This is a genomic window from Paenibacillus sp. M-152 (assembly GCF_003856555.1).
Classification (GTDB): domain Bacteria; phylum Bacillota; class Bacilli; order Paenibacillales; family Paenibacillaceae; genus Paenibacillus; species Paenibacillus polymyxa_C.
The window spans coordinates 4,693,207-4,706,690 of the sequence record NZ_CP034141.1 but is presented as its reverse complement, the minus strand read 5'-3'; the positions used below and the strand labels follow the sequence as shown (position 1 = coordinate 4,706,690).

Annotated in this window: 11 protein-coding genes; 6 read left to right on the top strand and 5 right to left on the bottom strand. The window is 46.7% G+C overall.

Features of this window, described 5'->3' with window-relative positions; translation table 11 throughout:
* Positions 1-69: 69 nt before the first annotated feature.
* Positions 70-186 (bottom strand): hypothetical protein, encoded by a 117-nt coding sequence (locus EGM68_RS26240; RefSeq protein WP_013372853.1) that lies wholly within the window; start codon positions 184-186, stop codon positions 70-72.
* 206 nt (positions 187-392) lie between these two features.
* Between EGM68_RS26240 and EGM68_RS20545 the strand changes: the two genes are divergently transcribed.
* Entirely contained in the window at positions 393-1,670 is a 1,278-nt protein-coding gene (locus tag EGM68_RS20545; protein WP_129549925.1) for an ATP-binding protein, read from the top strand.
* 104 nt (positions 1,671-1,774) lie between these two features.
* Here the strand turns inward: EGM68_RS20545 and EGM68_RS20540 are convergent, their stop codons facing one another.
* A complete protein-coding gene (locus tag EGM68_RS20540) occupies positions 1,775-3,073 on the bottom strand; it encodes an aminotransferase class I/II-fold pyridoxal phosphate-dependent enzyme (protein WP_025674060.1) in 1,299 nt (432 codons plus the stop codon).
* 180 nt (positions 3,074-3,253) lie between these two features.
* On the opposite strand from EGM68_RS20540, the gene EGM68_RS20535 reads away from it, so the two are divergent.
* Complete coding sequence (locus tag EGM68_RS20535) at positions 3,254-4,039, top strand: helix-turn-helix domain-containing protein (RefSeq protein WP_016820055.1); 786 nt, start codon at positions 3,254-3,256, stop codon at positions 4,037-4,039.
* A 141-nt stretch (positions 4,040-4,180) separates the two neighbouring features.
* On the opposite strand, the gene asd is transcribed toward EGM68_RS20535, so the two are convergent.
* On the bottom strand, positions 4,181-4,978 hold the full coding sequence (gene asd, locus EGM68_RS20530; RefSeq protein ID WP_025679164.1) for an archaetidylserine decarboxylase: 798 nt from the start codon (positions 4,976-4,978) through the stop codon (positions 4,181-4,183).
* 88 nt (positions 4,979-5,066) lie between these two features.
* Positions 5,067-6,194: a YheC/YheD family endospore coat-associated protein gene (locus EGM68_RS20525; RefSeq protein WP_090738357.1), complete on the bottom strand. Its 1,128-nt coding sequence runs from the start codon at positions 6,192-6,194 to the stop codon at positions 5,067-5,069.
* Between the two features lie 206 nt (positions 6,195-6,400).
* Here EGM68_RS20525 and EGM68_RS20520 point away from each other — a divergent pair, with 206 nt between their 5' ends.
* The 4 genes from EGM68_RS20520 to EGM68_RS20505 all read left to right on the top strand — a co-directional run bounded on the left by EGM68_RS20520 (position 6,401) and on the right by EGM68_RS20505 (position 11,184).
* Positions 6,401-7,564, top strand: a complete 1,164-nt coding sequence (locus EGM68_RS20520) for a glycosyltransferase family 4 protein (RefSeq protein WP_040102954.1) — start codon at positions 6,401-6,403, stop codon at positions 7,562-7,564.
* 114 nt (positions 7,565-7,678) lie between these two features.
* Positions 7,679-8,461, top strand: coding sequence for a WIAG-tail domain (locus tag EGM68_RS20515; RefSeq protein ID WP_025675934.1), 783 nt, complete (start codon positions 7,679-7,681; stop codon positions 8,459-8,461).
* A gap of 337 nt (positions 8,462-8,798) precedes the next feature.
* Positions 8,799-9,389: a sensor domain-containing protein gene (locus EGM68_RS20510; RefSeq protein ID WP_025675933.1), complete on the top strand. Its 591-nt coding sequence runs from the start codon at positions 8,799-8,801 to the stop codon at positions 9,387-9,389.
* A 4-nt stretch (positions 9,390-9,393) separates the two neighbouring features.
* Positions 9,394-11,184 (top strand): helix-turn-helix transcriptional regulator, encoded by a 1,791-nt coding sequence (locus EGM68_RS20505; protein WP_025675932.1) that lies wholly within the window; start codon positions 9,394-9,396, stop codon positions 11,182-11,184.
* 165 nt (positions 11,185-11,349) lie between these two features.
* Here the strand turns inward: EGM68_RS20505 and EGM68_RS20500 are convergent, their stop codons facing one another.
* Entirely contained in the window at positions 11,350-13,128 is a 1,779-nt protein-coding gene (locus tag EGM68_RS20500) for a M4 family metallopeptidase (protein ID WP_025675931.1), read from the bottom strand.
* Positions 13,129-13,484: the final 356 nt, after the last annotated feature.

The following is a 13,484-nucleotide window of genomic DNA, read 5'->3' as shown; positions in this document are numbered from 1 at the left end:
CTGCCTGCGGATTAGCCTTTTTTTGTACATTCGCTGCTATGGTAGTCGTGGGTGCAGATATCCGTCTGCTTAAACGAAGATCGTTTTGCTGATGATAACTAACAAAATGAACAGCACCAAAATTGTTCCTGTGCTTGTGAATGCGCCATAACCACCGTAACCGCCTCTTGTTTCTTCTGCTCCCATGCTCATTCTCCTCTCGGTCATTGTGATAAAGGATACATCGTATCTTATGAATTGGGTTTTTGGATTGCGTGGGCCAATGTTCTGGTGTGTTGCCGAATCGCCCTATATTTTTCATCAGATGCAGGAGATGAGAGAGGAAAAGGTACGTATTATCGAGAATAGAAGAAGTATGTAATCATTATCACTTGGAAAGTGGGAAAGACGAGATGCTGGTAGATAAGCTGCTCGTGAACATATTTCTTGTGTTTGTACCGTTACTCGTATATAGCGCTTTGTCGGATCATCGGCATAGGAAGCATACCCCGCTGCTTATGGGAGGGGTGCTGGGTGTTTCTTCTGTGCTTTGCCTTATGTTTTCGTACATTTGGTACGGATTATATTGGGATCTTCGCTATGTTCCTTTGATCCTTTCTGTTTTATATTTTGGTCCTACGGCAGGTCTAATGAATGTGACGCTAATGGTAATGGCTCGCATGTATGTAGGCCCTGAGTCTATGGTGGTGGGGCTTCCGAGCATGATGTTGTGTTATTTGGGACCTCTCTTGGTAAGAAACAAATTTATGCAGCTCAAAAGCATGGTGCTTCGAGTGGGCATGAATATGGTAATGAGTATATGGATTACTGGGGTCATGCTGATTTTTCTTTTAATACATTCTTGGATCAATGGCAGACTGGATGAGGATGAGATTGAGCTGATCCGTTCAATACTCTGGTTCGGTGTGATTCAATTCCTAAGTATTGGAGCTTCTTCTTTCTGGATGGAGTTTAGTTTGGAGCGAGAAGAAATGAGAAGAAAAATTAAATATGCCGAGCGTCTGAATACGTTGGGTGAACTGGCAGCCTCTATGGCCCATGAAGTACGGAATCCTTTAACCGTCGTAAAAGGGTTCCTGCAAATGGTCCAGTCAGAATTAGAAGGGAAAAATCGCAGATATGTTGCTTTGGCACTGGCAGAAGTGGATCGGGCTGAAAGAATTATTAGCGATTATCTGAACTTATCCAGACCGCAGATTGGAAACACAGAACGGATGGATCTGTCTGGCATGGTTCAACAGATCGTTTTGCTTCTGAAGCCAATGGCGAACAAGCAAGGCGTAAGGCTGTATACAGAGCTAAGGAATGAAATTTACATACATACAGATCGTAACCAGCTGCTACAGGCGTTAATACATGTGACGAAAAATGCGATTGAAGCTGCGGAAGATGGAGGCAGGGTATACATAAAGCTGACGGTTCAGGAAGAGCAGGCATGTCTAAGTATTAGGGATACTGGAAAAGGCATGAGCCAGGAGCATCTCGAACGAGTGGGTACATTGTTTTTTTCAACCAAAGAGGTAGGAACAGGACTGGGAACGGTCGTTTCCTTTCGAATTATTGAAGCCATGAACGGGAGTATACGCTATGAAAGTGAGCCCGGAGTCGGAACGGAGGTCGTCATCCTCCTACCACTGGCACAGGAATCTCTGCTCGCTGCGGAAGGATAATTGTGCGGACGTGTGATGGACAATAGTCAGCCAATCAAAAGCGGTATGCCCTAATATCTGGCATACCGCTAGTTATGCTATATATTTAACCTGATACAGACAGATTAGGCGTTTAACAAATCTTGTGCGCCACGATAAACAATGTCATATAGGTCTTCCAGATACTCTTCTTCGATGCATGAGAACGCAATACGGAGATCGTATTCACCCAATGCAATCGTGCCTACCCCATATTGCTCCAGCAAATGAGTGCGCAGTCGTTCAGCAGACAAGCCGTTCAGCTTGAGACACATAAAATAGCCTGAATTGAAAGGATAGTAGCTCCATACATCCCCGTATTTTCCGCTATCGAGCAACGCTTTGACTTTATTAGCCCGCCCCTTCATAATTTGGAACTTTTCATTCTTCTGTTGCTCAAAATCGGGTGATTTGAGGGCATCCAGTACGAAGGTTTGAGATGGGTGAGGCCCGCTCGAAATCGTTGCCCGGATAATCCCTAGTGTTTTTTGTTCCAGCGCACTCAGTACATCCTGATGCTCCGAAGCAAAGGTAATGAATCCGACACGGAAGCCCCAAACGAATTCTTCTTTGGTAGCTCCGTCAATTTTGACTGGTAAAATTCTCGGATGAAGTCCGGCTAGCTGACCGAATAATGATTCATGCAGGGAGTCCTCGAAGAACAGGCCAAAATAAGCGTCATCTGTCACAACTACGACATTGATGCCTGCTTCCGCCGCTTCCTGAATGGCAGCGACAATAGCTTTACCCTCTTCAATGCCCGGTGTATAGCCTGTCGGGTTGTTCGGGAAGTTCAGTACAACGATCGCTTTGCCGTATTCTTTCTGCGCTAGTAGCGCCTCGCGTAAACCCTCACTATTAAAACGGTGATCCTCTGTGAACAACGGAAAATTCACCAAACGTCCATGACGGCGAATACCGAAAGTCAGTTCATAGTTCTCCCAGTTTTTATCTGGATAAATGACAGCATCTCCTTCATCCGTAAACAGGTCGGCAACGATGCTCAAACCGTGGGTCAGCGCGTTCGTAACTACAGGAAGGCCGTAGCCTTTTCCAGCCAACGAAGGATTTTCTTTCAGCATTTTGTCACGCCATACGCTACGAAGTTCAGGTTTGCCCGCAGGGGGAGCGTAAGGATATAAATCCTTAGGACTATAAGCGGACAGCTTCTCCTGAATTACCTCCAAATGCATAGGGCCATTGCCTTCAGTAGCAATCCCGATCGTAGCATTATATTTTTTAGCAAGTTTCCCTGCCTCGGCAGATTGACTCAAGATCCCTTCTTTTGGAAAATAAATCTCTTTACCTAAAAGAGAAAGCATTTGATATACATGCTCGTTGCCTGTCTGAATGTTTTGATTTAACTGCGCTGCCAGTGGATTCATTCCCGTTTCATCCTTCCAAGTCATTTTGATTACATATTATAGCATTACACACGGTAAGCGTCACGCACAAGCATTAGGGGGCATAAGAGCGTATTTTTTGCTTAATCGTGGCGCTGCGCTTATATTATAAAATAACGGGATAACAGGACAACCAGAGATGAACAAAAGGAGGTGCAGATTTTGCTGGATACATCTGCGTCATCGTTTATCCTGCTGCCGGCCTTTGCCAAAATTGTGTGCGAGCCGGGCTGGAAATGGCAGGTACGCGAGAAGCCGATGCCAAACTATGATTTATTTTATGTATGGAGCGGAGAAGGGACGGTTGTATTAAATGGGGAAGCCTATCCGGTGAGCAAGGGCAGCTGCTTTCTGTTCAAACCGGGAGACGATACCCGCGCCACACATAATCCGCAAAAGCCGCTCATACTTACTTATATTCATTTTGATCTCACCGAACAACCCAAGCAAATACCAGCCAGCTACCGTATGCTGGAGGAAACGTTCGAGGTGGAGCATATGCTTGCCAGATATGTCCGTCTGCGTCTGGAGCGTGCCTATGGGGCTGATGAGGAGGGCAGGCTGATCCTAAAGCAACTGATGATTCATCTGCTGCGTGCAGACCGGAAGGAACCGCAGGAGCAACAGGCCAGTAACCAGCTCACCGAGGTCATTCGAGAAACGGCTAACTACGTGCGGCAGCATCCGGGACTTCCTCATCGAGTCGAGGATTTGGCAGCACGTGCAGGGCTGTCACCGCGTTATTTTTCGATAAAATTCAAGGAGCTGCTAGGTGTTTCTGTGCAATCTCATATTATCAGCATGCGGATTGAGCGCGCACAGCACCTACTGCTACATGCCGGAATGAATGTGACTGAGGTGGCGGAGGCTTTGGGATACCGCGACATCTTTTTCTTCAGCCGCCAATTCAAGCAGTATACAGGAAAAAGTCCGTCTGAGATTCGATAAGGCTATTACCGCATGACGAATATAAAGGATAAATCAAAAAGGACCGAAGCAGTTACGCTGGGTCCTTTTTCATATGAGCCATTTGAATCATTCGATCCCAATGCTCAAATGTGCAGCTATTTTTTTGTTACAATCCTTCATTTATGCTTTAGGATCGTGTCGAAAGCTACCAAGACGTTGTCCCATTTTCACCACATCCCCCAGCTTCAATGCGGGGTCTGGCTCAAATGTGCCGTTTTCAGTTAGCAAAACGACGGTTGAGCCAAATTCAAAATAGGCGAGATCGTCACCTTTTGTCCATGAAGTCGCTTGTTCATCCGTATATTTGATGCTGCTCACATTCATTGCGCCAACCTTGACGACTGCCACCTCACCATATTCGTGGGCCATGTACGTAATCTGTCGTTCATTGCGGCTAAGAACTCCCCTCATATGCTGCAAGCCGAAGTCATTCACTGGGTATACTTTACCGCGCAGATGCTCCTTTTCTACCAGTGTACCGGATACCGGTGCATGAATGCGATGATAATTTGACGGGCTGAGATAGAGCACAAAAGCATAGCCGTGTGTGTACTTCTCAAGACGCGGAGAGCGATTAAGAAGCTCTTCCAGCGTATAGTCTTGCCCCTTGACATTCAAAAGAGTGCCAGACGTAATTGGGCCGGTAAAAGTAATCCGTGCATCCACCGGACTGGTCATCACCTCGGCGTTCGTATCAATCGGGCGCATGCCCGCTTTTAATTTGCGTGTAAAATAGGCGTTCAGGGAGCGATATTCTTTCCAATCCTGTTCCGCCTCATGCGTCTGGATCTGGTACGTACGTATAAAGGTGGGGATAAAAAGTCGGCTTGCACCGCTTTGCGCGAAGGAGCCCACAATCCGGCACACCCACTTGCGCGATGATAGCTCCGTCATAAGCCGCAGCCACTGTTTTGCCATTACAGATCCCCCTTGTTCATTTCCGAGCCGTCTTGGCCGGAACCTGTCCGGCCGCTCTGAACTATATTGACACAGAATGTGACGTAAATCAATACAGGGGACGGCCTGGTGAACGTTCAGTGCCTGACGAAGACATTCGTTCGAGAAGCCAACGTGCGTAAGCCATTGGCTGAGCGTACGTTTCTTTCCAGACATTACTCATGCCTGCCTGGCTAAAGCCATAGCGCTGATCACGACCATTGCATTCGATAAAAACAATCTTGCCTTCATGGGTAATTCCCAGATCCAGTCCGACATCGGCCAGACGGGGCAGGTGTTGTGCCAATCGGTGGACGATTTGCAATGAGAGTCTCTCTAGCTCATTCATCAGCCGGGCTATGTTTGAGTTCTGCACAGTCTCTGTTCGTGATAACACCTCTGGTAGGGAACAAGCCGTACCGCCTTGGGCTACATTCGAGACGAAAGTGTGGGATGGAGCAATTTTGGCAAACATGCCTGTCACCCCCCAGATTCCGCCATATCCGCGCTGAACGGTCACACGGATATCAAATGGACGATTGTCGCACAAAGCAAGCGGAATGGTTTCCTGAACGATATGAGGAACATGCATCAGTCGCTTATGCAGAAATAAAGGGAGCTCTCCGACCTTCAACCGTATTGTGGACCAACGTTCAGGTATAGTTGGATGAGCACATTGCAATGTCCAGCTTCCGCTGGAATGCCTCAGCCGCATAATTCCTCTACCTATGCTACTGCTACTGGGTTTAATTACAACATCCCCGGTTTGCTCCATCAAGGTACGGATGGAAGACAGGTTGCCTTGCAATGTTTTGGGAAGGTGGGGATGTAGCAGAGGATCTTCCTGTAGAATTGCATGTATATGGTCTTTGCCGAAACGGTTTTGTTCATTAAAAATATAGAATCCCTTGTGTACCAGCCTGTTGATATCGCGGGCATTTTCATTTTGCCGATAGAGAGTCCGATTGTGGATGACTGGCGGCAACGGAAGAGTCATCTGCCGATACTCGTTACCGTTTTTAACAAAAGCCCGGCATGTTCCGGTCGACATATGAATATCTTCCAGACGAAGAAAGCAAGGGATTAGCTCGTAGCTTAACCCGGCTTCCTCGTAATTGGCGATAGATTCATAACGCGTCCTCATGACGGGAATGCCCCGGTAAGTTGCCGGGTTGAGCATGACGCCGACATGCAACATGAGTATGTCCGCCCTCCTTATCGTCAATCCAACTGACCATATTGTGATTCTAGTCCATCATATGTATCAAAGATCGGCCAGGCATGGACGCTAGCCTTGCGATATGCCCAAAGTAATAAGCCAAGCACCTTTCAGAGCAAGAAACGATATGATACAAGATGAGTGTTGAAGGGTGAGGGAATAAGGTAAGGAAAGTAGGTGAGGTGATGCAGAGGCTGAAGGTAGCAGTCATTACACCGGGATCTTTTGTTATACCTTCGCCCCGCAGCAGTTCAGTGGAGCGGGTAATTGCTCGTATGGTACCGCTGGCTAGCCATAAGCTTCAGGCACAGATCTATGGCATAAGAGGAGCAGAAACACCGGATCACGGCGATGTTGACGGAATTCCTTGTAGGCGCTATACGCGGGGGGCAGGTTATATTCCCGAGGTAATCGCTGATTTGAAGAGATGGTTACCTGCGGTAATAGATGTACACAATCGCCCCACAGTTGCGTATGCCATTCGCGAGGCTTTGCCCGATAGCAAAATTGTGCTGACTTTGCATTCCACCACGTTCATCCGGGAGCCTCACCTCAAACGGAAGGACATGGGTAGGCTGCTGTTGTCGATGGATCGTATTATTGTGAACAGTGCGTATTTGGGGGCAATCGTGGCCTCTGACAGTCCCGATGCGGTCAGAGAACGCATCGTCATCAACAAGTTGGGTATTCATCCTGGCGATTTCCTGCCACGGTGGACTCCTGCAGCAGAAGCGATCAGGTCGGCACGATTGGACGATTTCGGCTGGTCAGGCCGCCGAATCGTGTTATATGCAGGCAGACTGATGCCAGGAAAGGGAGTTCATCGGCTGCTAAAGGCTCTGCGGCGTATCGCCCATACCTGTCCAGACGTGCTGCTGCTCATAGCAGGGAGTGCCTATTACGGTCACGACCGCCTCACGCCGTACACCGCAGCATTGCATCGGCAGATCCGTAAACTAAGGTTGGCGAGGCATGTGCACTTCCTCGGCTATGTGCCGCATCCGGCATTGGCCTCGTTATATCAGTTAGCCGATGTAGCCGTTGTTCCTTCTATTGAAGCTGAAGCCTTCGGGCTGGTCAATCTGGAAGCCATGGCGGCAGGAGTACCTGTGGTAGCATCACGAATCGGTGGTATTCCGGAGGTTATACAACACGGCAAGACAGGCTGGCTTGTTTATCCGTCACGCGGCGAGCAGGAAATGGCCGACGCCATCACCAGGTTGCTCCAGCAGCACGACTTACGGCGACAAATGGGAGAAGCCGGGCTGGACGAGGTACGGAGGCGATTTTTATGGCAGCACTCCGCCCAACGCTGGGCTCAATTTATAACAGACTGCGCAACTGAGTGACGTGGTCGCGGTTACGTGCATAGGCTATCTCATAGGCATTAGGCCATGATTCCCACCTGGGTGAATGAAGCGGAGCGACCGCTGGTTCACTCCTGTGTCAAAGGAGCGGTCATCATGAACCATCGCACGAACCATAGCCCTAAGGATAAAAAAATAGCACGGCGTAACCTTTCCAATACAGTCCCCTCTCCCCGTGTAAACAAGGAAAAAACGGCTTCGCCTGCTGGCAGTCCCAGACCCACTCAGCGTGGAACGGCAAGGGTACCTGTTCCCGTAGAGAAGGATACCCCGGTGCAAGCTATAGAGGAAGCAGCATGGAAAAAGCATAAGCTTCCCAAAACGCTGGAGGAAGCGATGCAAATGAATCGAGCATCTGTGCTGCTGCTGTCTGTGCCTGACTCAGATACCGAATACGGAACGGATCACGACATGGCGTCTATGAAGACGGAAGGTCAGACCGAGCAAGATTCGTTATTGGATTGCTCTATAACCAGTATTCATATTGCGGAAGGAAGACAGCGTCCAAAGCAGCGAATGCGCTTGCCAGAGCAAGATACCCATCTAGTTTCTCAGACTGAAAAAGAATTAGGTCGGAATGCCATTCATGTTGGCTCAGTGACCGATGACGGGACTACTGACAGTGAAGTGACTTTACCTCAATTTGGTGGCACTTCTTTTTATCTTTCTGCACAAGAAGTTACAAGCAAAGTGAACGTTGTGTTTGATAAGCCTTTTATAGACACGCAATATGCAATCACCGCCAATGCGAGCGTACCGGGAGTGATAGTGTCCATCACACAACGACAGAGGCATTCGGCAGTGCTTACAGTGGAACGCAGACAACCGGGTCAGATATGTGAGGGATGGATTCTCTGGATTGCGATGGGGACATCATAGATAATAAATATACACAGCTTTTGTTTATGGTAATGTTAGAACAACCTCAGACACTGAAACAGGAATGAAAAAACGCCATTCTTTCCTATGATTATAAGGAAAGAATGGCGTTTTTTTACTTCTTTTTAATTGGCAGAGCATAATAGCCAAAAGCTAAATCGAGCGAAGGTAAAGGAGCTAATGCATGACATAAAAAAGAGCTTAGTACAGCTTGTTTTATAGTCATGACCTACAAATATGACACTTTGACACTACCGTATGTGACAGATAACAAGTTAGATTCGAAGGGCAATTCATAACGTATTAGCAAATAAAATAAAGAGTAGGAGAGAATCAAATGACGAAAGAATCAGCTCGCAAAAGGTTGCAAGATTTCTACTTTTTGTTGTTTACCTTCGGATCGGGACTGTTTTATTTTTGCTTCTATTTGGTCAGCATTACATTTGCGTTGGGGATGGCGGTTATCTTCGTGGGTATTCCCTTGTTGGCGTGTGTGTTGCGAACAACTCACACGTTTGTCCAATTTGAACGCATTCAGACGAAGGTTTATACGGATATATCGATAGAGCCAATCCTGACAAGGACAAACAGTGGAAGGGATAAATGGATGAAAGCGAGAGAAGCCATTCTTAATAGTAGCAATTGGAGGGCGGTTTTTTGGCTTATGCAGAAATTTTTTATTGGGGTGATCAGCCTTATATGTGCCGTTATACTGTACATAGCTCCGATCGTATTTATCGTTACACCGATACTTTTTCAACATCTTGATATATACTTATGGGGATTCGCTGTAGATTCATGGGAAAAGGCTATATGTGTCATGCTCGCTGGGTGTATTCTCGTCTGGATCAATACTCGCATTGGAAACAGCTTAGTTCAAATAGTCGGAATGTACACGCATTCCATGTTTAAAGCTATTAAGAGGTGATAATTTGTTTACAACCTGGAAACAATGGCTCTGGTATGACTGGTTATTGCTTTGTATACGTTTTGTCATCTGGTTTTCATTGATGATAACTACTATCCAACACCAAGACCATTTAACTGTGCCCCTTTGGATCATCGTTCTTTGGGAAATTGCCGCATTTTCAATACCTTGGATTTGTTTAATGTTCAGTTATCGCTACTATCTGCTTACTGAGATGGTTTTGTTTGGCGGAGTGTGCTTTTACTTAACCTTATTATTTCCGGCGGCATATCTTGCATTTTTAATGCCAACTTTCATGATCGCGGCAAATAGTGCTCATAAATCATTCCGTTGGTCGAGTTCTATCACGGTTGTTTTGTTTCCATTGCTCGTTGCAATATTTTCCCCAGGAACAGATCTATGGGCGATTATCCCACAAATCGGTCTGGCTTTTGCGATAGGATTTTCCTTCCACTTACTAGTTTCTAATTACCGCCAAAATGAAATTATACGCAATCAGAAGCTTGTGCTGGAACAGTACCTATCTCAGATTGAGCAGATTACTTTGTTAGAGGAGCGCGACAGACTTTCCAAAGATTTGCATGATACGATGGGGCATTCCTATACCTCTATCATTATGGGGTTGGAAATATTGCGTACGGAATTAGCAACAAAAGATGGAGAGCAGAAAATCGACTCATTATTGCAATTAGCCCGTAACAGTATGGAGGAAGTGAGAGCCTATTTGCATCAAATAGATTCACCACAAGAATCGCTTCCCTTGACTGTTACTTTGCAACAATTAGCAGAGGAGTTCCAGAAACATGCAAAAGTAAATGTACGCACTCGAATAATAGGGGAAGAGTACATAGTCTCCAAACAAGCAAAAATGACGCTCTATCGGTGCTTGCAGGAATCGCTGACTAATGCTGTGCGCCACGGACAATCCACCGAAATCATTGTGTCACTGCATTTTGAGCCACAACAAACAAGATTGGATGTACAGGATAATGGTCGCGGAGTGGAGGAGTGGAAGGATGGCTTCGGATTAACTGCAATGAAAGAACGTGCGACACAGTTACAAGGGAGAGTCACTGTATACTCCGAAAAGGGCGAAGGGACGTTCATCTCATGTGTGTTACCCAGACTGATACAATTGTCCGATGAACGAATCCGCTTGTGTATCGTCGATGATCATTCGTTTATCCGAGACAGTCTCCATACCATCTTGGACGGACAGGAGGACTTACAGGTAGTGGGGGTGGCTGAAGATGGAGAACAAGCAGTGGAATTGTGCAGAAGCCTGAATCCAGATTTGATATTAATGGATTTGGAGATGCCCAATCAGGATGGGATTCGTGCGACCAAAATAATCAAGGAAACATGGCCTGACATTCGTGTCCTCATCCTGTCAACGTTTCAGGATACAGAGAGGGCGAAGGAAATCATGCGAAGCGGTGCTGACGGGTATTTGCTGAAATCCATAGAGTCGCGTGAACTGGCTGAAACGATTCGCCTCGTCTATCGGGGAGGCACGGTAATTAACCAAGATTTGTTCCATAGAATGTGGGACGGAAATGATGAAGAAGAGTCAGTCGGACCGAGGTCAGATGGAGAAGAGTATGGCTTAACGAAACGTGAGCTAGAGGTTTTGAATCTTTTATCTCAAGGAAACCGTTATAAAACAATTTCTGAGAAACTTTACCTATCCAACGGCACAGTAAGAAATTACGCCTCCACTCTCTATGACAAGCTGGGAGTCAACAATCGAGAAGAAGCCGTGCAAAAAGCAAGAGATACAGGATTACTTTTGTAAGAGAAAAGGGCGCCCCCTTGAGGGGGCGCCCTAAATAAGGGGGGGAAGGGGTGCAGACTTGTACACTGCACCCCTATTTTTCGTCCATGGTATGGGCAGGGCCAAGTAACAGTTGCACAACGGCAAAGGTCTATGGACGAGAATCGTGAAGAGGATGGATATGATTTAGTTTACGCCTACAGCGTCAAAAGACTTGGCAGCTGCAGTTGCTTCTGCTGAGTTCGCCCCGTACAGATCTTTTGCGGCTTGGATCACAGCAGCACGTGCGTTGGAGAAGTCAGAGGAAGAAGTCAGGTAGTTCGTAAAGGCACTGTAGTAAATTTGCACCGCTGCATCACGGCCAATTCCATTTACAGTTACGCCATGGAAATTACCACCTTGTGCTAACAAGTAGTAAGCTTTATTGATAATACCGCTGTTGGTGTGAACACCGCCGTTATCGGAGCTGCCTCTGTACAGGTTGGAATAGTGATCTGGTTGATCGTACAGGGTTGGATTGGACATTGAGCGAAGGGCATCGCCTGCAATGTTTGGCGTGTAAATATCATCGCCTACAAGCCAGTTTTTGCGCTGAATATCATTACCGATAACGTCTGAGAAAGCTTCATTCAATGCGCCGGACTCTCCGTAATATTCCAAATTCGAAGTATACTCTGTGACACCATGCGTAAGTTCATGTCCTACTACATCGGGGTCCCCGCTGAAGGCGATAAATGTGCTACCGTCTCCATCTCCATAAGTCATTTGGGAGCCGTTCCAGAAGGCATTGTTGTAGCGACTACCGTAATGGACCGTCGAACGGAGTTGCAGACCGCGTCCGTCAATGCTGTTGCGTCCAAATTTGGCTTTATAGTAATCATAGGTTTTGGCAGCATACGCATGGGCGTCCACACCAGCTGGATCATTCCATACATTATCAGCATCTGTCAAAATGGTACCTGGGATGCTTTGACGGTTGGAGGCCGTGTAAGTCACGATTCCGTTACCGCGTGTTGTATCTTTTAACTGGTAGCTACTGCCGGAAGCGGTAGTAGTGAACGATTTGGAATCACCAAGCACACCTTTACCTGTGCCTGTCGCTTCATTAATGATGTCATACTGGAATACGATGCTGCCGTCATTGGCATCAATAATGTAGCGGGTACGCAGTGGGGCAGGTTCTAAAACATTAACTTCTGTTACATAAACCAGCAGCAGGTCATCCCCCTTAGGGTAGTAGTAGAGTTCTGCTTTAGGATCTACTTCAGGCTGCAGATTAGCGATTTTGGCAATGGAACTTTTTTCTGGTTCCACTGCTTCAATTTTGCTATCTTTCAGGACAGATGCCTGATCAAGACTCAGCTCGTCCTTATCAACAGAAAGCGTTTTGTCGTTGTTAGCTGCTTCGGCGTAAGTATCTTTACTTACACTGCTTGGCTCCTCAGCGTCTTTAGAAATAGTATCGTCGGAGGTAGGGAGGGCTTCAATCCGTGCAGCTGCTTCTTTATATGCGGTGTAGACCGCTTCAGAAGCGCTGATTTTTGGAGTTGTACCTTGCGTAGCTTCTGCCTGCTGATCCTCATTAACCACCGCTCCTAAGTAAGAGGTGACCTCACCAGATTTGCCCACATGAATAGTTTGTTCAGCTCCATACACGGGAATTCCGTTTACATACTGCTTCAGTCGATAATGGCTTACACCGGATTTGTCGCTTGTGCGATCAACGATTCGGAATTGTTCACGTACACTGGAGCTATCCACACCCAGCAACGATTTCTTTTGTCGATTTAAATAGCTCCATACAATGTCATCCCCCGATACCGAGGTAGGTGCTTTCCATTGCTCAGCGTGGAAGGTCGGTGTAAGCTGAGCTGGCCCCGAAACGGAACTCTCCGCAGATGCACCAGACGCGACAGACCCTAATAACATAGCTCCTCCAAGAAGCGAAACCCATACTTTTTTCATTAAAATTCACTCTCCTCGATTAATGTCAGGATGAATTATCCTGTTTTGAATAAGGCATTACGCCATTTATGTAGGTCGTGTTGTCGTCTGGGGTAGAAGAATGGAACATGAAGAGAAATACCGAAGTGTTATTCATGAAGCGTGCGTGAAAAGAGGGTACTGCATTTGAAGCAAGTAGCCTAAAAAGGTAACAAACTCCTCCCTTCCTGTCGTATACAAAGATAGTGGAATAAAAGCGGATAATGGAAAAAAGTTGCCTTATGCAAAAAAAACAAAAGTTGATTTTTCGAACTCCCATCATCTGGCTCTGATATTAGCACAGAGAATGACGGACGAGAAGATCTATGTAACAAATT

Bases quoted from the DNA above. Each gene is read 5' to 3' on its own strand.
- EGM68_RS20540 (WP_025674060.1), bottom strand. From the start codon at position 3,073: ATGAATCCACTGGCAGCGCAGTTAAATCAAAACATTCAGACAGGCAAC.
- EGM68_RS20520 (WP_040102954.1), top strand. From the start codon at position 6,401: ATGCAGAGGCTGAAGGTAGCAGTCATTACACCGGGATCTTTTGTTATA.
- asd (WP_025679164.1), bottom strand. From the start codon at position 4,978: ATGGCAAAACAGTGGCTGCGGCTTATGACGGAGCTATCATCGCGCAAG.
- EGM68_RS20525 (WP_090738357.1), bottom strand. From the start codon at position 6,194: ATGTTGCATGTCGGCGTCATGCTCAACCCGGCAACTTACCGGGGCATT.
- EGM68_RS26240 (WP_013372853.1), bottom strand. From the start codon at position 186: ATGGGAGCAGAAGAAACAAGAGGCGGTTACGGTGGTTATGGCGCATTC.
- EGM68_RS20545 (WP_129549925.1), top strand. From the start codon at position 393: ATGCTGGTAGATAAGCTGCTCGTGAACATATTTCTTGTGTTTGTACCG.
- EGM68_RS20510 (WP_025675933.1), top strand. From the start codon at position 8,799: ATGACGAAAGAATCAGCTCGCAAAAGGTTGCAAGATTTCTACTTTTTG.
- EGM68_RS20500 (WP_025675931.1), bottom strand. From the start codon at position 13,128: ATGAAAAAAGTATGGGTTTCGCTTCTTGGAGGAGCTATGTTATTAGGG.
- EGM68_RS20515 (WP_025675934.1), top strand. From the start codon at position 7,679: ATGAACCATCGCACGAACCATAGCCCTAAGGATAAAAAAATAGCACGG.